This is a genomic window from Candidatus Nitrosocosmicus franklandus (genome assembly GCF_900696045.1).
In the GTDB taxonomy this organism is placed as follows: Archaea; Thermoproteota; Nitrososphaeria; order Nitrososphaerales; family Nitrososphaeraceae; genus Nitrosocosmicus; species Nitrosocosmicus franklandus_A.
On record NZ_LR216287.1, the window covers coordinates 1,255,869 to 1,274,095 of the forward strand.

Genomic DNA, 18,227 nt, shown 5'->3' on the forward strand with positions numbered 1-18,227 from the left:
AAATAATTGATACCCTATTCTGCTGACAGATCCCAATAATTTGCATCTTTGAATTCTGTTTTGGGTTTTCCAAGCGATTTCCATTCCTTAAATGACTTTGGATAAAGTTTTACATTGGAAATACCTGCAGCCTTTAGAGCGAAAAAAGTCAATCCAGACAATGTTCCAACGCTTCCACAGTATGTTATGATTTCATGATTTGAATCGATGCCTCTATTTTCTATAAATCGCTTAAGTTCTGATGGACTTCTCAAAATGGAATTCTCAGAACGTAGCATAGTATAAGGGATGTTCTTTGAATTTGGAATGTGTTCTGTCAGGAAATTCAACCTTTCTCTTGAATCAATTATAATTTTGTTTTTATCATTTTGAGCATTTTCTATATATGCGGCATCCGCATATATAGAATAATCAATATTCATGGAATGCGATGCTTTAGGATATTTATTTGATTTCCTCTCTATTTCTAATCCTAGTTTCTTCCAATTATCATAAGTTACCTCTAATAGGGCTACGTTACTATGTCCTACAAACTTGAACGACCATGCTACTCTTGAGGCTAAAGCCCCAAAAGTATCATCATATACAACTACAGGGGTATCATCCGATATTCCAAGATTATTAAGAATTTTGACTATAGAGTCAGGATCATCGTTAGATAATAATTCAGCCAAAGGTAACGAGACAGCAGTTTTTATATGACCTTTCTTATACTCCTCTTTTTTCCTCACATCTACAACTCTAACTTTATTTTTTTTTATGAGAGTCCTTAGCGTGTCAATATCACAAATATAATCAAGCGCAAGTAACGAAGACTTGCTTTTTTCACGTTTATTTAAAAGCTTGGTTTTACTATTTCTTTGCTTGAAAGATTCATTCAAGCTGCACATTCGCCTCGTGCTGTCTTGGCTACAAAATTAGTATCGTTTCCATAGTCCTTGTAAAAGTCAGGAGCCGATGTAAGGGCAGGTAATTCAATTATGGGTAAAAGTATTTTTTTCATATCTTCAAGATTCTTAACTTCGCCAGTCCCATTTCCAATGGAAATTCTATGAATCCATTCATTTAGTTTCTCACCACTTGTCCTTTCCTTCTTGAATGTATCAATTATTTTAAGAATAACATCTATTACCTTTTTAGCTGGTACTCGCATTACAGCCTTGCCTAATTCGCCATTTTCTCCAGTGCTTCCATCAAAAAGCATGGTATAGATAGGAACCATTGAAGTTGCAATTCGAGATGCACCACCATAAAAGCCAATTGTAGCTACCTCATGTTGTCCACATGAATTAGGACATCCACTAACTTTAATAGTTGAACCCACAAAGGCTTTTTCCTTATCAATATTTAGTTCTAGAAACTTGCTTTGAATTTCTTTTGCCAATCTATGAGAATTTGTGATAGCAAGATTACAAGATGTAGTTCCAGAGCAACCCACTGTAGATACAATTGTAGTTGCACCTGGATTTCCTAATCCACTACTAGATAACTTCATAAAGACTTTAGGTAATTGATCTGCTTTTATATATCTAATTAAAAAGTTTTGTTGAGGAGTATTACGTGCTTTCTTTTCTAATGAAAATTCTCGAATACACTCTGCAAGAACGCGTAATTGGTTAGACGTAATATCGCCAGCTCCTAAGGAAATGTACACGCTAAACATACCAGGTTGTTTCTGGGCAACAACATTTGTATGAAGCCATCTAGTGTATGGATCATTATCTGACTCAGAGGTTATGACAGGTAATTTCCTTTTTTTACCGATTGTTGAAATAGGTATTGTGGAAGGATTTGTTGCAGCTGTCTCAGATGCCTTCAAAAAGTCCTCAAAAGTACTTTTTGTAGGAATTGATATTGTAGCCTCAACCAATGTTCGTTCTTTTAGTAATAATTCTTGGAATTTTTCCCACCCAATTTCACTAACCAAATAACGCATTCTATTTCTGGCTAGATTTTCTCTATTACCTAACCTATCATATAGACGTATGGTAGCTATAGATGTGGACAGCAACCTTGACTCAGGGGTAAATTCTTCTAACAAATGACCAATAAATGAAGCAGCACCCAAGCCTCCACCCAAATAAACACGAAAACCTCTTACTCCATCTCGGACGGTTGGAACTAAACCGACATCTGCAATACGTACATAACCATGTTCGGAACAACATGAAAAATTGAATTTAAATTTCCTTGGCAGATTTTGACAAATAGGATTTCGCAAAAAAAATCTTGCAATTGCTTTAGCATAAGGGGTAGTATCAAATGGTTCATTAGGACACACCCCTGCAAAATGGCTGCACATTACGTTTCTAATAGTATTACCACATGCTTCTCGAGAGGTAAGTCCAACTTCAGCCAAACCTCGAAAAACTTCACTAACATCTTCCAACTGAACCCAATGTAATTGTATATTCTGTCTAGTAGATACATGAGCTGATCCAATGGAAAAAGACTCTGACAGATTGGCGATCTTTTCGAGTTGGTTAGGCGTGATTTCTCCACCAGGAACCTTTATTCGAATCATACTAAATTCGCTATTTAGTCTGGAGCCATAAGTACCATTTTGAAGTCTAAAACGTCTAAATTCATCTGCATTCAATTTATCTTGGCGATAAAGTTTCACTTTATTAGCAAAATATTCAGATTCTTCTGCTAAGCCCCATTTTTCATTAGTATCAGGTTCTCTATTTTTTGTCGGAGAAAGAACATCAAATTCGATAGATTTTGCCAATGTTAATACTATAGTGGATTAACAAACCTTATATTTTTTGTGGAACATGCACATTATACAAAAAGTAATCAATTTTTGCATCAAGAAACAGAATCAAATTTAGAAAAACTTATAGTTACAATTACAAAAATAATATCTAGGTGGGGTCGTAGCGAAGCCAGGCATCGCAACGGGCTCCAGATCAGATAAAAGGGCAAATATGGAAGAAACCCGTGGATCAGGGGTTCAAATAATATATCAAGATATATTAGAATAACTCCCTTCGGCCCCATCTATCTTCTTGTTACTCATATACTATTACTTGTCATGCAAATGAAAATATAATAATATGATGCAATAGAAACAAAATTAGACATACATTGCCTTTTTTAATAATACGAAAATACAATTCTTTCAAATGAGTAAAAAATGACTTTATCATGTTATCCGTGAATATGTCCTACGTCCAATTAACAATATGAGATTATTAAGTTGCCTGTTTTTCGTTTAATACATTACTAAAGGTTATATCATACAAAGAATTCTATGTTTGTATCCAATGATATGGATATGACATGAATTCGAACACAATAGTAATTAAATTCAATATCAAATAGATCTAATTAGAATAGGATTTATTAATTATAAATAACAAACAGCTAATCTTGATTCCAATCAAAAAAGTACAATGGATTTAGCTTGTTTTCTTAAAACTGAAATAACAAGAATGACATCGATCTTTACCATAGATAACTCCAATTCTACCACATTCGGAGCATTTCTTTTCATTATCAACGGTAGAATCCAAAGATTTAATCTTTTGGATACATTTAGTACATAAAGGAGCATCCAGGTTATGACTAGATAAGAAGACATCCCCACATTGCGAGCACCTAAAACTATACATTTTTCCTTTAGGTTTCCATTTTCTAAAAGGATTGGTAGAAAAAGGATACAATATTTTTTTAAAAGGATTGGCCATAAAGTATATAATAATCACATCAACACACATTTTAATTTAATGTCAGGCGGGTAATAAAAGAGATTGACGAAGATCCAGAAAACTATAATTTTTTGTAAAGTTGTCTATTTCCTATTCGAATAAGAAAGACTCCCGATGAAATTAAAATCAAAGAAATAAACAAGAATGATGGACTTATAATCTGTTTAAAAAAATTTGGTGCATCCAAAATATAGGTACACTTAATTTTACAATTCTTTGTCATAGGAAACATCAATAGAATCGATCCAAATAAAATGAGCATTATGACACCTATTGTAGATACTACTGCACCTAATTTGATCATCCTACGATATTTTAATGTAGTATTCATTCCCGATATTTTCAAAAATCAATATTCAAGTTTTGATGTATCAATTGTAACATATTTATACTCACTATTTTTTGATACTCTGTTAAATTGTTTATTATAGTAAAAAAAGGGAACATCGCCTTTTATATGCAAATCCCAAATTTTATGAACTTGGTCGAAATATACTTTTCTCTTATTATGTTTTCGTCTTAACATTTCGTGACATATTACATGAGATATTTTCGCACAATTATTATCAGCAAAGTATCTCTCGTTCTTAAAATCTGAAGAAAAAACCTTGGGTCTAAACCAGGTGATAAGACCAAAATTCTCGCCATGATAACCCTCCAAACGACAATCTGTCCACAGAGGTTTAAAATATGCAAGATAAAAATGAAATATAGAATATCCTCTTTCTTTATGGTCCCTTAAGAGATAAGCGAGGTTAATACGGTCAAACAATTTCCCTGAGACAACTGGCAATATATCTGCTTCTACAGACAAGTCCTCGTTGAATTCTCGCTTGATCCACCATTTGAAAAAACGCGCCATGGATGAAACATAGCTCCAATCCTCCTCGTAGCGCTTCTTCCATTCATCATTTTTTGATACATATATAAAAAATAACTTATCTTGCAACATAAGCTACACTGCAAACATCAATAAAATTTTTGACTCTTCAACAATACGTAATACAAAAAGTTCATAATTTAGAAGCAATATAGACAAATCAAATGTCATTTAGAAAATTAGGTGCTGTGATACTTTTAGTTTCAGACATGCGCAGATCAATTCAGTTTTATAAAGAAATCCTTAATCTACCTATTAAAAAGGAATCAGAAGAATGGACAGAATTTTTCAATAAGGAAACAGTATTGGCTCTGCATCCAGTAAAACACAAGAAGGAGAATCTGAAATCCGGTCAACACATTTTAATTGGATTTACTGCGAATGATTTTGATCACACAATAAATACTTTGAGAGAGAAAGGAGTTGTCTTTTTTAAGAATGCCAAAGAGGAAAGTTTTGGAAAACATGCAATAATTGAAGATCCAGACGGTCATCTAATTTCAATTGTAAAGCTAAAAAGCAATCAAAATGAAGAAGATGGATTTGATTTTCTTGGTTTAATAGGTGCGGAATAATTAGTATATCAAACTAAAAAAGATACATGCTGAGACAATATCTTAAAAGCATATATCTTTACTAATATAATAAACGTTCAGGATGCTAGTGTTACAGAAATCAAGGCACAATGTACAAAGCCAAATATCTGTTTAGATTAAAGAACATTTAACAACCCCATGGAATAATTTAAGCAATTATTTTACCAGGATTTAATATATTCAATGGATCAAATGCTTTCTTAACGTAGGTAAAATAGGAGAGAATAAAATCATTATATACATTCCTTATATAAGGAGCTCTAGATATACCATCTCCATGTTCTGCAGTAATTGTACCTCTGTATTCTTGTACTTTTTTAAATATCAAATTAGTGATATCCTCTAAGATCTTCATTTGTTTAGAATCTAATTGACCATCAGATTCGTTAGAATCGATTATTATTGGACGCGTATGAAGATTGCCGTTGCCCAAATGACCATAAATGACATATGGCAAATCATACTTTTTGTATAGAGCCAACATATAGACAATATAATCGTAAAGATGTTCAATCGAAACAGCAGTATCTTCAAAGATGGTAAATGGTTTTCTATTGCCTACAGTGTATCTGATGGCCATGTTTAGGGCATTTCTTCTTGAGTTCCATAAATTAGTTATGGAATTTAAATCATGAGCTTGTTCTAACACTTTGCCTTCTGGATAAATGGCATTTCTAAGTAAGCTTGTTATTGTATTAATCTCTTCGTTATACGAGTAAAAATACTCGATAAACAAAAGGCATCCATCTTTGTTCTTGGTAACATATTTAATGGATGAATCCATTACCGGAGTATCCAAAAGCTCCAAAGCAACGGGAGAGGTAGAGAGTATCTTTCTAGAGTACATACATGCTTTCTGTACGCTAGAAAAATAAACTATGAATAGAGATCTAAAGATCGGTAAATCCAGAATCTTTAGTTTTAGAGAATTGACAATAGCCAGAGTACCTTCAGATGCAGCAAAAATTCTTTGAGGACTGTAAGTGGGAGTAAAGACGGAATCAAGTCTATATCCACACGAATTTTTACTTACGTTTGGATATGCAGAAGTTATCTCATAATGAGCTGGAATCAAAGGTAGTAAAAGCTTCCTTAGTCTATCGTCACAAACGCCGTCCTTAGCAAAACCTCTACTTCCATCATAATAATTAAAATCAACTTGTTGTAAATATTTTAAAATACTACCATATCCCAATCCGTATGGCCCTGATGAATTGTTCGAAACCATTCCTCCAATAGTACAATAATTACTACTTGCAGGATTTGGAGGCAAAAACTTGTTATGTTTTCGTAGCTCTTTATCAAGTATTCCCTTAACTACACCAGGTTGAACACTTACAAAATTGGATTGTAAATCTATACCAAGGATTTTATTCATATACCTGGTAAAATCCAGTATCAGACCATTTGAAAGGGTTTGACCAAGCAGGCTTGTGCCAGCACCTCTACAAGAAATCGACAATCCATTTCTAATAGCAGAGTTCAAGGATATTTTGATATCATCCTCGTCTTTGGGAAAGCATACTAGTTCGGGATAAATTTGATGATTGCTTGAATCGACAGAATAATAATCTTTAATCCACGTTTCATTAGATACATCACCTTTAAAGGAAAATTTGAACTCATCTAATATATCCATAAACAGGTCATATCGCTAAAGAATATAATGTTTGGTAAAAGTTATCGGCATCAAAAGGATTATAGAGTGAAAAAAATCATTTTGTAATTATATAACTTAAATTGTCAGAAATAAAAATAGTATGTTCAGCTTGAGACACAACTTTATTATTCCCTTCAACTAGAATCGGGTATCCCCTCACATTCTTCTTCTTGATGAGGAAATCAATCATAGCCCGAGCTTTAGATTCATCAAAATTATTTACTAGCCATCGTAAAGCGAAAGGGAGTGTCTTAAACTTGTCCCACAGATACAAGATAAATTCATCTGCCTCTTTATCCTTAGTCGGTTTTCTAGATATTAATGAAAAAATATTTCTTTTCTTTCCTTCATACACTATGCCTAGGCCATCATTAGTAGTAACAAAAGGCTCTATTGCATAAGCCTGATTAGATGATAAAGAGAAGGATGATCCATATGTTTTAATATTTGGAATAGATTTGCCGGCATGAATGATATACTGTTCAAGAGAATGACCACTAAGATTTTGAATAGGTTTTAATCCATAGTGTGATATCGTATTCTCAATTGTTTTTCCTATTTCACTTGATTTAGTATTATGCTTTGCAATCTTTATAGCTTCAGATAAGGATAATTCTGCCACTCTTATCAATTGATCATACTTTGGATCATATGAAATGGTGACTGCGGTATCTGCAACATAGCCATTAATATGCACGCCCAGGTCTATTTTCACAACATCAGTATCTTTTATTACAATTTGATCGTTTGGTTCAGCAGTATAATGGGCTGCAATTTCATTTATACTAACATTAACCGGAAAGGCGGGATTTCCACCGTAATCTATTATCTCCTTTTCAATTGAATTGCACACTTCTTCAAGGGTTCTACCAATATGATTTCTTTTCCTAGTATTCTCACGTACTAGTGAAGCTATGTGGCCTGCACGGGTATAATTCTCTAGGGACATAAAATACAGATAATATTATTGGGAATATAATAATAATGCGAATAATAATTGAAACAAGGTTAAAATTAGACAAAAATTTCTCTTTAGAATGGGGATCGTTGTCTAGCATGGTAGGATGCCAGCCTTGGGCGCTGGAGGTCGTCGGTTCAAATCCGGCCGATCCCATCCCATAATTAAACAATAGTAAGCAGAAAAAAATTATACCCTTCTGCCTCGCCTACCACCAGGTTTTCTAGTTGTATCATGAGGAACAGGTGTTACATCATCAATTCTTCCAATTCTAAAGCCAGCTCTCGCTAGTGCCCTTATGGCAGCTTGAGCACCAGGACCAGGAATCCTTGGCCCAACACCACCAACTGCTCTTACTCGTATGTGAAGCGCATTAATTCCCTTAGTTTTTGCCGCATCAGCAGCCGATACAGCAGATTTCATGGCTGCATATGGAGATGATTCATAACGGTCTGCTGTTACATGGCGGCCTCCAGAGCTAATGGAAATGGTCTCTGCACCACTTATATCAGTTATATGGACTAAAGTATTATTATAACTACTAAAAATATGGGCTACACCCCATTTATATTGAGTAATTTCCTCTTGCGACATTAATGTAGAACTTTTGATTTTCGCATTTAAAAACCTTCTTAATCAAAATGAATAAATCCATGGTTCTTTAGCAACTTTTTATTTCCATCATGTTTAATAACGAATACCTTTCCTTCTCCTTTAACTACCTTGCCGATTACGAAAAGATCTAATCTATGTTTTGCTAAAATTTTGGATATCTTCGCCAAATTTTTCTCTGATATCGTTCCTATTATATGGTATTCTTCTCCCCCATAAAAAATAAGATCAAAATAATCAAGTCTATTCATAGAAGAGAATCTTCGTAGTTGAGGAGGAATAGGCACATTTCTCTCATCGATCAAAATATCTACGTTACTCTCTTTAGATATCTGATACAATGATACGGCAAGACCATCACTAGAATCAATAGAGGATGAAAAATATGGAGCGAGCAGAATTCCAAATTTATATGACGGTGTAGGATTCAAAACAGAATCGATCGATCTTTTCCTAAAATAATTATCAGGACTTCGTAAATTATCCATCAATATTTTTAGTCCTGAAGAAGTATAGCCAAAAATTCCTGAAACAACAACAAGATCTCCCTCTTGTGCACCATCCCTTCTAGGAATATCAATATTTGATGAAAGTGTTCCAAACATACAGCAATCAATTATGATTTCTTTAGATTCATTAATGTCACCGCCCACTATATCAATTTCAAAATCCTTTGAGGAAAGTGTGAATCCATCTAATAATTTGGAGATTTCGCTTTTTTTTAACGTTGTAGGCAACCCCAAAGAGATTAAAGCGAATTGAGGCTTTATTCCCTTTGTTACAAGGTCACTTATACTAGACACCATCGATTTTCTGGCTATTTGTTCAAAAGTCATTTTTGTAGGTACATCAGTATGTTCAACTAGCATGTCGCATGTAACTGCCAAAGAAACTCCTCCGTAAATTTCACCACCAACAGAGCTCAAAGAGATTACAGAAATATCATCTTTACCAAACCATGGATCTATATTTTGAAACCCAAATCTTGATATTATTAAATTTAATATTTGCTTCTCATTGAATTTTCTCATAAACTTCCACTATCTTGTTATTTAACGATTCAAAGAGTGAATCCAATCTATCAATAGTGGATTCCAACGAAATCCTAAGCACATGTTCGGTGTTAGAGAAACGTATTAAAATCCATGAATCATCATCAAGAATAAACTTTAAACCATCAGTATGAATTACATCTACAGATTGAGGCTTTAGAGCTGACAATATTTTTTCTAATAGTATTTTATTATCAGTTTTTGTATTTATCGGATATTTAGTTCGTATTTGTCTAAAATTTGATGAAATTGTCATACACTCTTTGATCAAATCTTGATTTAAAGAACTAATAATCACACTAGCCAATAAACCGTCTCTACAGGAAGTAAAATTTGGAAGGATAAAACCTCCACTGCTCCCTTCACCACCCGATTCAGAATGCGTTTCGATCATACGACGCAAGACATTCGATTCGCCTACTTTAGAGAAGAAAACCTGTCCACCATGGTCTTTCACATATTTTTCAATAGCTAAACTAGTATCCAGACTAATAGTAAATTTCTTAAATTTACTATTATTGATGACGCTTGCAACACAGAACAAAAGGGTTAAATCGGGATTGAGCTGAACTCCGTCGTTACTTACTACAACTAATCTGTCACCATCAATATCAAATGCAAAACCAAAATTCAAATTATTTGTCTTTACCAAATTGCAAAGGTCTAGTAGCGGATCAGATGTCGGATCAGGTCCTCGAGAAGAGAATCCCAACTTATCATTTATTCCAAGGTATTTTACATGATATGTATCAAGCAAGCGATCAGTATACATACATGCCGCTCCCCCTCCGAAATCAATTCCAACTTTGAAATCCATATTCGATTGATTTGAGGGATGAATGTGTTGTAATATATCAGTTACATAGCTGGAATCAATGTTGAAATATCGCCCCATTTGCGAATGTTCATTAATTCTGGTATTTAATAGCTGTTCTAAATCGGATTCAAATAAACCCCTGCCGTTAATAAGCATCTTAAGACCATTCCATGGCAAAGGATTGTGAGATGCGGTAATCATTATACCCCCCGTATACTTTCGGGCTTCTCTAAACAAGATTGGTGTAGGGGCTACTCCTAAATCATATACATCAATTCCTTGCTCTAGGAGAGATCCGGTAACAACTTCTGAAATCAGTCTTCCAGATGGTCTACTATCTCGTGCAATTACACAATTTGTTATAGGAAATCTATTTTTTAAATACGAGCCGAAGGTCCTTGAAAAACGAGCTATCTCCTGTATGCCAAGGTCTTCATTAAATATGCCTCTAATTCCTGAGATAGATATCTTCACGATGATAAAAATATCTGTGCACTATTTATGTTAATAGGAGTAGAAAAAAATAGGATTACGAAAAGCGCGAACCGGTAAGCATAACTTCACATTGTTCACATATTCGCTTATCTATATTTGATTCTATACTATGGTGAACATCACATATGATAAATGTATACCTCATAAAGTTGCATAATTGGATAAATTTTGTCATAGTACTTGGAGAATAGGCTTTATTTGTAGAAAGATCTTTGGATATATCATTTATCATCTTCATGACCTCAAAATTATCTTCCAATTTGGCTACTAACGATAAGTCGCCACGTGTTCCTCTTATGTAATTACTAACTGCTGCTTGGGTAATCCCTAGTAGTTTAGCCACAGTTTCCTCCTTTAGATCATAATCACGAATTAATTTTTTAGATAAGATAGCTCGTATAGCAGGAATAAGCGACTTTGACTCAATTTCGGAGGGTAATAGCATAATATTTTGTAATTTTCTAATTATATAAAGATTTCAAGTATATAAGCAAACAAAAAATAGTTGGGTGATATTAGCCTTCTTCCCAGCCTTTATTAAATACACCGTTTTTATGCAACGGAACTGGTTGGCCTGCAGTATATTCTAATGGTCTCATCCAGAATATAGCATGAGTGGGACAAACACCGACACATGCGCCGTCTGAAATACATCTTTCTGGATAAAAGACAAATGCTTTGCCTCTTTTCCAACCTTCGACAGGTTTAACACGAAGTACATCCGGACCTAATGCGGTACAAATCTCTACACAAAGTGCACACCCAATGCACCTTTGTTCATCAACATCTGGAAGTATAGCAATTGGCATCTAATAATTCACTAATCGTCTAGTAACGATAAAACTATTTAAACTATTTGCCCATATCAAAACAGTGTTATACAAAGATAAAAAAATCTAGATAGGAATATCTACTTTTTAATTTGACGCATTACGTCTACTTGACCACTATGAAGCCAATCTTTTAATTCTTCATGAGATGGTTTTGTATCGTGTTTGCCTTGAAGATGAAGATGAAGTAATACATAATTTACCTGATTCAATAAAACCTTGTTGTCTTCATCGCCCTTACGAGCTTTTGCTTTTAATTCCTCAGGAACGGTTGCCCACCATTCCTCAAATGATCTTACCATTAAAAAATCAGTGCAAAGTTACTTTATAAATATTTTGAAAAATTTTCAAAGGATATATAACTAAATATTTGACAGGTGTTAAAATAAAAACATTAATTTATAATAACGTTATTTAAGTTAAGTTTAAGTTTTAAGAATGCCTTTCTCAATTGACGACATCATATCTGCACAAAAGGAATTGGACAAGTTTAGATCAAAGATGTATACACACAAGAACTCAAGTGATCATGAGAGATTTATTTTTCCTTTTCTATGCGGATCATATTTTACCTATAGAAAAATAGATGTAAAAAGAGTGGTCTCTATTGCTAAATCTGTATCTAAAGATCCATCTTATTTGGATATCGGATGTGGTTATGGCGATTTTTTAGAAAAAGTAAGACAATATTTACCTAAAGCAGAAGGAATGGAAAAAAATGTCGAAATGTTTTTCAAATTAGGAAGATACAAACCAGATTATATCAAAATCGGTGATGCATATAATGAAATAGAAAAAAAATATGACGTAATATTTGTTGGATGGATGGAACCAGGTGTTGATTATAGAGACAAAATTGCTGAAAAAACGGATATAATAATTACAACATTCGATAAGGGAGGACAGTGTGGAATAAATGGTGGATGCGAATTTGAAGGTTTTGGTTATGATAAAGTGGCAAGCTGGGTAACTCCATCATGGATAGATGTGAATACAGAACTAATGAATAAATACTATTCAAAAATATCAGACGATATCATTAAATCTCTAAGCGAATTACGTGGAGCACATAATCTGTGGTATGTTTATTCCAAACCAAAATACAAGGAAAAGATAAAAGAAGAATTAAGAAAAATAGAAACAGATAATCATGCTAATCCGCCGTACAAGCATGAAAAAATCCTCGATGAATGCGGATTTAAAATTGGCGAAATACTCCCGGCATGGCCATCAGTAGAATTATGGAAGATAAAATTTGAAGAATGATGCCGCCCCGATTTGAGGATTTAAGCTTCGCATATGAAGCATTAAAACAATTTAGAAAATACTCATTTTCGGTGCATCATGAGAGATTTATTTTTCCTTTTCTATGCGGATCATATTTTACCTATAGAAAAATAGATGTAAAAAGAGTGGTCTCTATTGCTAAATCTGTATCTAAAGATCCATCTTATTTGGATATCGGATGTGGTTATGGCGATTTTTTAGAAAAAGTAAGACAATATTTACCTAAAGCAGAAGGAATGGAAAAAAATGTCGAAATGTTTTTCAAATTAGGAAGATACAAACCAGATTATATCAAAATCGGTGATGCATATAATGAAATAGAAAAAAAATATGACGTAATATTTGTTGGATGGATGGAACCAGGTGTTGATTATAGAGACAAAATTGCTGAAAAAACGGATATAATAATTACAACATTCGATAAGGGAGGACAGTGTGGAATAAATGGTGGATGCGAATTTGAAGGTTTTGGTTATGATAAAGTGGCAAGCTGGGTAACTCCATCATGGATAGATGTGAATACAGAACTAATGAATAAATACTATTCAAAAATATCAGACGATATCATTAAATCTCTAAGCGAATTACGTGGAGCACATAATCTGTGGTATGTTTATTCCAAACCAAAATACAAGGAAAAGATAAAAGAAGAATTAAGAAACTGCTCGGTCAATGAAAATAATGAAATTGAAAGATACGAATTTGAACACGTATTGGATGAAGTGGGATATAGATATCTAGAGAAAATCAAGATTGGAAATAAGATACATCTATTATGGGACATCATCTATAATGAATAAAGTTTCAAAAAGACTAATATGATAAATAACTTAAGTAATTGTTATTGAAAGTAACAACATTAGGAGCTGCCAGAGAAGTTGGGAGATCCGCATTTCTTGTAAATTCGAATAATACGAATATTCTATTAGATTACGGAGTTCTCTTAAAGAAAGAACCTCTATTTCCTATAAAGGTAAATCCGAATGAAATCGATGCAGTAGTGATAACTCATGCACACTTGGATCATTCTGGATGTGTTCCATCACTTTTTCTGGACGAGAACACAAACCTAGAGGCTTTAGCTACAATGCCCACGTTTGAACTTTCGCAGCTACTGATACAAGACATGATAAAGATATCTGGATTCTATCTACCGTTTCAATATCATGACATGATGAACATGCTAAATCATGCCAGACACATAGATTATAGAAGCAGTTACAAGATTAGAGACACAAGTATTACTTTCCACGAATCTGGACATGTAATAGGTGGATCTACAGTTATTGTCGAAAATGATGGAAAGAGATTATTTTACACAGGAGATATGAATACTCGAGGTTCTAAGGTGCTAAGACCGGCAGATTTGGATATAGGCGAAATAGATATGTTAATTATAGAAAGCACCTACTCACAGGCAGAGCAAGTTCCCAGAGAGCAATCAGAAAGGGAATTGGTAAAGTATGCAAAAGAAGTTGTTGAAAGAAACGGTGTTTTCTTCATACCAGCATTTTCTGTAGAAAGAGCTCAAGAAATAGCATGCGTTCTTAAGACCTATAATTTTCCATACAAGATTGCCATGGATGGAATGGCGCTAAAGACCAACGATATAATGCTCAGGTATCCAAAGTATTTACGTGATTCAAAGATGTTTAGGAGTTCGATCGAAGAAGTAGAAAGAATAACAAGTTGGCATAGACGAAAAAGAGTAGTCAAAGAACCGGGAGTGATAATTTCGCCTGCAGGTATGTTAGTTGGTGGGACTGCAGTTTTCTATATAGAAGAGATTTGCAAAAGTCAATACAATGGAATTGCTTTGGTTTCGTATCAGGGTGAGGGAACTCCTGGAAGATCTTTACTAGATAATAGACAAGTAACTTACAATGGCAGAACAATAAAATGTCTTGCTGAGGTAAATAGATTTGACTTTTCAGGACATAATAGTAGAACAGAGTTATTTGAAATTCTAGATAAGGTGAAAGGAAATCCTCAAGTGTTAACAGTTCATGGTGATAATTTGTCATGTACCAAGTTTGCTGAAGAAATTGTTGAAAAATATGGTTACAAAGCTCATGCCCCAGAAGCTGGTGAAATAATCACGGTATAGTTATAAAATTACGAGTAAAAATAATTGAATAGTAGTAGAAATATCATAAATGTTCATTCTACCATTAATAGTGGGCAATACTTTCTATGGGAGAAAAGAAATAATTCTTGGTATGGAATATATGATGATTCGATTTTAAAGATTACTTTGCACAAACATAGGAATAATTTAGTTTACGAACATGATTCGTTTCCCAGGATAGAAGATTGGCCACAGCATGTATTTAGACTTGACGACAAATACGATGAGATAATTAATGAAATTTCCAAAAAAGATAGAATAATTGAAAAAATCACTAAAGAACACTTTGGATTACGTATCATGAGACAAAAACCAATTCAATGTATTATATCATTTCTATGTTCAAGTAATAACAATATTCCAAGGATTCGTTTGATCTTACGAAATCTTTCTAGAAAGTTTGGAAAGAGGATAGAATGGGACGGCAATACGTTCTATTCATTCCCCACGTTAAGAACACTATCTACAATTTCACAGTCAGAATTGTTGCATTGTGGATTTGGGTATAGAGCTGAATATGTCCGAAAAACAGTAATATCGATCATAAATCAAGAAATAGATTTAAAATTCATCAAGGACACAGATTACACAAAGTCCAAACAAGAAATATTAAAATTAGCTGGAGTAGGTGAAAAGATTGCAGATTGTATTTTATTATTTGCATTTGACAAGCTGGAAGCTTTTCCTATGGATACGTGGATCATAAAACATTTTCAAAAAAAATTAGATTATATGAAAACATCAGGTTTGGATTTTAAAATAAATGACAAGATTACTCCAAAGCAGTATAGACTTATTTCAAAAAAAATTAGAGAACATTATGGCAAATATTCCGGTTATGCTCAACAGTTTCTCTATTATAATATTAGAGAAGAAAATAGTAGAAGATGGTAGGAATAAATAATCATAGTAGTCATAACGACATCTAGCTACTATAAACAGTAACAGAATATTATGTTTACTTCTATGTTGACGAATTTTTCTTCCTTTTAGTGGTTGAAGACTTTCTTGAATTGGTCGGCGTACTCTTTGTTGATTTAGTGGTTGAAGACTTTCTTGAATTGGTCGGCGTACTCTTTGTTGATTTAGTGGTTGAAGACTTTCTTGAATTGGTCGGCGTACTCTTTGTTGATTTAGTCAATATGCTTTTTTCAATTCTTGACATCCGTTTTCCCATCTCCTTAATTGCGGCTTGAGTCTGTTTTAATGATAATGTTTGCTTTTCAATAGATTTGAGACCTTTTTGTACAGGCTGAGATGTCTTGTGTATTTTTTGAATTTCTTTAAACAATTTATCCACATTTCTATTAAGGGTTTCTAAATTCTTTGTGATCGGAGTCAAATCAATTTCTCTATAATCAGATCTCTTCACAACATCTTTTCTAGTTGTTCTACGGGGTTTTTCATCATCTAATTCTAAATCTTCATCTTCATCATCTTCATCTTCATCTTCATCTTCATCATCTTCATCTTCATCTAATTCTAAATCTTCATCTTCATCTTCATCATCTTCATCTTCATCTAATTCTAAATCTTCATCTTCATCTTCATCTAATTCTAAATCTTCATCTTCATCTTCATCTAATTCTAAATCTTCATCTTTAGTTTCTTCATCCTTGATTTCTTCGTTTTCACCCGAGTCTAAAGAACCGTCCTCTAAATTTGTAATGCGTTCATCATCATCTTCATCTGCGGCTGTAGTAATTATTTTTCCTTTCTTATTTAAAAGAACAGGAAAATATTGAATCTTCAATGACATATCTATATCTATACAGACAAATAAAACGCAAATATTAAAAGTGATCTCTACAAATTATTACAAAATAATAAAAAAATACTAGCTAACCTTTGGTTTTAATTCTTGAGTGAAAGTATTGTATATAGACAAAGCCTCTTCTTCGTTTTTTGCACCTACTATTGTTGCTGCTCCACTTGTAAGAAAGCTTATGAGTAATTGGTTTGAGTTGGATAATGTTAGTCCCAAATTACCTTTTGATTTTAACACATATCCATTCGATTTAGCAATTTTCAAAATATGTGACAAATCCACTTGATTTGTAATTTGTGCTGGGGTAACAGTGTAAGTTCTTTTTCCACGATCTCTTCCACATAATTCTTCCACTAATATTGATGGGATGTTAACATCTTTTTGTTCTGCGTTTTTCCCACATGATGGACATTCATCATGCCTATTCATTTGAATTTTATCAAACACCAGATCATTAAGGTCTGTATATAGTAGTTTATTTACTAGAGAGGGTTGTTGCCCGACAGCTATTTTTACTGCTTCAGAAACCTGTATTCCAGATACGAGATATAAAATTGATGGATGTACTCCCTCAGTACTACAGGTTGGCATTTCATCTTCAGATAATTCAGGAAAAACGCATCTAAGACAAGCACTTTGATTAGGAAGAATAGTTAACACTGAACCAACCATACCGAGAGCTCCAGCATAGATAAAAGGAATACCTAGCTTTAAACAAGCATCATTTAAAGCATATCTCGCATCGATACTATCCAAAGCATCAATGACTATATCACAACCCTTGACAATTTTCTCTGCAGTGTATTTTGTAACCGATATTGGAATAGCTTCGAGTTTGACATCAGGATTCATTTTCTGTAAACGATCCAAAGCAGCTTCAACTTTTACCTTTCCTATATCGGAATCCGTGTACAAATGTTGTCTATGAAGATTAGAAATTTCTACTACATCCCTATCAACTATTCGAATACTTCCTACGCCCATTCCGACTAATTGAGTCAAAACAGGATTACCTATCCCCCCAGCACCAACAACACATATCTTTGTATCTTTGAGTTTCTCCATTCCAACATAGCCAATTTCTTCAAGCATTATTTGTCTTGAGTATCTAAGCATTTCTTGACTGGTTATTTCAGCTCCTCCTGCAACAGCAGGTAAAATATAAATTGAATCACCATCCTTTAGAGCAGAACTCATTCCTGCATTGTTAAACCGCATGTTTTTTCCATTAATATAAATATTGATTAACGCTCTGGGCTTTCCGTTAATGTCTATTACCCTACGTTTAAAATCATCTCCCATAATATCAGAGACGATGTTGAAGGCCTCGCCTAATGTCGAAGCATCGATAGACATTTTTCTTTCACCTGCCCCTTTATTTAAGACTGATGGGATAACAAATTCAACTGTGGTCAATACATATAACACCTC

The 18,227-nt window shown here is 33.6% G+C and carries 19 protein-coding genes and 2 tRNA genes; 7 read left to right on the forward strand and 14 right to left on the reverse strand.

Annotated features, from left to right (window positions below):
* Positions 1-14 precede the first annotated feature (14 nt).
* Both NFRAN_RS05895 and NFRAN_RS05900 read right to left on the reverse strand, forming a co-directional pair.
* Complete coding sequence (locus NFRAN_RS05895; RefSeq protein WP_232037948.1) at positions 15-881, reverse strand: sulfurtransferase; 867 nt, start codon at positions 879-881, stop codon at positions 15-17.
* Positions 878-2,524, reverse strand: coding sequence for a nitrite/sulfite reductase (locus NFRAN_RS05900; protein ID WP_425321223.1), 1,647 nt, complete (start codon positions 2,522-2,524; stop codon positions 878-880). Before NFRAN_RS05900 ends, NFRAN_RS05895 begins: the two co-directional genes overlap by 4 nt.
* A gap of 349 nt (positions 2,525-2,873) precedes the next feature.
* Between NFRAN_RS05900 and NFRAN_RS05905 the strand changes: the two genes are divergently transcribed.
* Positions 2,874-3,002, forward strand: a tRNA-Trp gene (locus tag NFRAN_RS05905).
* Between the two features lie 383 nt (positions 3,003-3,385).
* On the opposite strand, the gene NFRAN_RS13735 is transcribed toward NFRAN_RS05905, so the two are convergent.
* Both NFRAN_RS13735 and NFRAN_RS05915 read right to left on the reverse strand, forming a co-directional pair.
* Positions 3,386-3,586 carry a hypothetical protein gene (locus NFRAN_RS13735; RefSeq protein WP_172602168.1) on the reverse strand — a complete coding sequence of 67 codons (201 nt, stop codon included), beginning with the start codon at positions 3,584-3,586 and terminating at the stop codon, positions 3,386-3,388.
* A gap of 476 nt (positions 3,587-4,062) precedes the next feature.
* A complete protein-coding gene (locus tag NFRAN_RS05915) occupies positions 4,063-4,665 on the reverse strand; it encodes a hypothetical protein (RefSeq protein WP_134483775.1) in 603 nt (200 codons plus the stop codon).
* A gap of 92 nt (positions 4,666-4,757) precedes the next feature.
* Here NFRAN_RS05915 and NFRAN_RS05920 point away from each other — a divergent pair, with 92 nt between their 5' ends.
* Positions 4,758-5,168, forward strand: coding sequence for a VOC family protein (locus tag NFRAN_RS05920; protein ID WP_134483776.1), 411 nt, complete (start codon positions 4,758-4,760; stop codon positions 5,166-5,168).
* Positions 5,169-5,337: 169 nt separating this feature from the next.
* Here NFRAN_RS05920 and NFRAN_RS05925 read toward each other — a convergent pair whose 3' ends face one another.
* Together NFRAN_RS05925 and map are read right to left on the reverse strand one after the other, a co-directional pair.
* The gene (locus NFRAN_RS05925; RefSeq protein ID WP_134483778.1) at positions 5,338-6,828 is read right to left on the reverse strand and encodes an FAD-binding oxidoreductase; all 1,491 of its coding nucleotides are present in this window, start codon (positions 6,826-6,828) and stop codon (positions 5,338-5,340) included.
* A 76-nt stretch (positions 6,829-6,904) separates the two neighbouring features.
* Entirely contained in the window at positions 6,905-7,798 is an 894-nt protein-coding gene (gene map / locus NFRAN_RS05930) for a type II methionyl aminopeptidase (RefSeq protein WP_134483780.1), read from the reverse strand.
* 91 nt (positions 7,799-7,889) lie between these two features.
* Between map and NFRAN_RS05935 the strand changes: the two genes are divergently transcribed.
* A tRNA-Pro gene (locus NFRAN_RS05935) sits at positions 7,890-7,963 on the forward strand.
* Between the two features lie 33 nt (positions 7,964-7,996).
* Here the strand turns inward: NFRAN_RS05935 and NFRAN_RS05940 are convergent.
* The 6 genes from NFRAN_RS05940 to NFRAN_RS05965 form a co-directional block, all read right to left on the reverse strand.
* On the reverse strand, positions 7,997-8,401 hold the full coding sequence (locus NFRAN_RS05940) for a 30S ribosomal protein S11 (RefSeq protein ID WP_134483782.1): 405 nt from the start codon (positions 8,399-8,401) through the stop codon (positions 7,997-7,999).
* Positions 8,402-8,439: 38 nt separating this feature from the next.
* On the reverse strand, positions 8,440-9,450 hold the full coding sequence (gene thiL / locus NFRAN_RS05945; protein WP_134483784.1) for a thiamine-phosphate kinase: 1,011 nt from the start codon (positions 9,448-9,450) through the stop codon (positions 8,440-8,442).
* On the reverse strand, positions 9,434-10,762 hold the full coding sequence (locus NFRAN_RS05950; RefSeq protein WP_134483786.1) for a phosphomannomutase: 1,329 nt from the start codon (positions 10,760-10,762) through the stop codon (positions 9,434-9,436). Before NFRAN_RS05950 ends, thiL begins: the two co-directional genes overlap by 17 nt.
* A 55-nt stretch (positions 10,763-10,817) precedes the next feature.
* The gene (locus NFRAN_RS05955; RefSeq protein ID WP_134483788.1) at positions 10,818-11,228 is read right to left on the reverse strand and encodes a transcriptional regulator; all 411 of its coding nucleotides are present in this window, start codon (positions 11,226-11,228) and stop codon (positions 10,818-10,820) included.
* Positions 11,229-11,298: 70 nt separating this feature from the next.
* A complete protein-coding gene (locus tag NFRAN_RS05960; RefSeq protein WP_134483789.1) occupies positions 11,299-11,592 on the reverse strand; it encodes a 4Fe-4S dicluster domain-containing protein in 294 nt (97 codons plus the stop codon).
* A gap of 101 nt (positions 11,593-11,693) precedes the next feature.
* Positions 11,694-11,915 (reverse strand): hypothetical protein, encoded by a 222-nt coding sequence (locus NFRAN_RS05965; RefSeq protein WP_134483791.1) that lies wholly within the window; start codon positions 11,913-11,915, stop codon positions 11,694-11,696.
* Positions 11,916-12,051: 136 nt separating this feature from the next.
* Between NFRAN_RS05965 and NFRAN_RS05970 the strand changes: the two genes are divergently transcribed.
* From NFRAN_RS05970 to NFRAN_RS05985, 4 genes are read left to right on the forward strand one after another with little or no spacing between them, the layout of a single operon-like run.
* A complete protein-coding gene (locus tag NFRAN_RS05970) occupies positions 12,052-12,879 on the forward strand; it encodes a hypothetical protein (RefSeq protein ID WP_134483793.1) in 828 nt (275 codons plus the stop codon).
* A complete protein-coding gene (locus NFRAN_RS05975) occupies positions 12,876-13,700 on the forward strand; it encodes a class I SAM-dependent methyltransferase (protein ID WP_232037950.1) in 825 nt (274 codons plus the stop codon). Before NFRAN_RS05970 ends, NFRAN_RS05975 begins: the two co-directional genes overlap by 4 nt.
* A gap of 44 nt (positions 13,701-13,744) precedes the next feature.
* Complete coding sequence (locus NFRAN_RS05980; protein ID WP_134483795.1) at positions 13,745-15,007, forward strand: MBL fold metallo-hydrolase; 1,263 nt, start codon at positions 13,745-13,747, stop codon at positions 15,005-15,007.
* 24 nt (positions 15,008-15,031) lie between these two features.
* Entirely contained in the window at positions 15,032-15,922 is an 891-nt protein-coding gene (locus NFRAN_RS05985; protein WP_134483797.1) for a DNA-3-methyladenine glycosylase family protein, read from the forward strand.
* 70 nt (positions 15,923-15,992) lie between these two features.
* Here the strand turns inward: NFRAN_RS05985 and NFRAN_RS13740 are convergent, their stop codons facing one another.
* A complete protein-coding gene (locus tag NFRAN_RS13740) occupies positions 15,993-16,781 on the reverse strand; it encodes a hypothetical protein (protein ID WP_172602169.1) in 789 nt (262 codons plus the stop codon).
* 84 nt (positions 16,782-16,865) lie between these two features.
* Entirely contained in the window at positions 16,866-18,212 is a 1,347-nt protein-coding gene (locus NFRAN_RS05995; protein ID WP_134483799.1) for a ThiF family adenylyltransferase, read from the reverse strand.
* Positions 18,213-18,227: the final 15 nt, after the last annotated feature.

Bases quoted from the DNA above. Each gene is read 5' to 3' on its own strand.
- thiL (WP_134483784.1), bottom strand. From the start codon at position 9,450: ATGAGAAAATTCAATGAGAAGCAAATATTAAATTTAATAATATCAAGA.
- NFRAN_RS05920 (WP_134483776.1), top strand. From the start codon at position 4,758: ATGTCATTTAGAAAATTAGGTGCTGTGATACTTTTAGTTTCAGACATG.
- NFRAN_RS05975 (WP_232037950.1), top strand. From the start codon at position 12,876: ATGATGCCGCCCCGATTTGAGGATTTAAGCTTCGCATATGAAGCATTA.
- NFRAN_RS05970 (WP_134483793.1), top strand. From the start codon at position 12,052: ATGCCTTTCTCAATTGACGACATCATATCTGCACAAAAGGAATTGGAC.
- NFRAN_RS05900 (WP_425321223.1), bottom strand. From the start codon at position 2,524: ATGATTCGAATAAAGGTTCCTGGTGGAGAAATCACGCCTAACCAACTC.
- NFRAN_RS05965 (WP_134483791.1), bottom strand. From the start codon at position 11,915: ATGGTAAGATCATTTGAGGAATGGTGGGCAACCGTTCCTGAGGAATTA.
- NFRAN_RS05915 (WP_134483775.1), bottom strand. From the start codon at position 4,665: ATGTTGCAAGATAAGTTATTTTTTATATATGTATCAAAAAATGATGAA.
- NFRAN_RS05940 (WP_134483782.1), bottom strand. From the start codon at position 8,401: ATGTCGCAAGAGGAAATTACTCAATATAAATGGGGTGTAGCCCATATT.
- NFRAN_RS05955 (WP_134483788.1), bottom strand. From the start codon at position 11,228: ATGCTATTACCCTCCGAAATTGAGTCAAAGTCGCTTATTCCTGCTATA.
- NFRAN_RS05925 (WP_134483778.1), bottom strand. From the start codon at position 6,828: ATGGATATATTAGATGAGTTCAAATTTTCCTTTAAAGGTGATGTATCT.
- NFRAN_RS13735 (WP_172602168.1), bottom strand. From the start codon at position 3,586: ATGTCTTCTTATCTAGTCATAACCTGGATGCTCCTTTATGTACTAAAT.
- map (WP_134483780.1), bottom strand. From the start codon at position 7,798: ATGTCCCTAGAGAATTATACCCGTGCAGGCCACATAGCTTCACTAGTA.
- NFRAN_RS05960 (WP_134483789.1), bottom strand. From the start codon at position 11,592: ATGCCAATTGCTATACTTCCAGATGTTGATGAACAAAGGTGCATTGGG.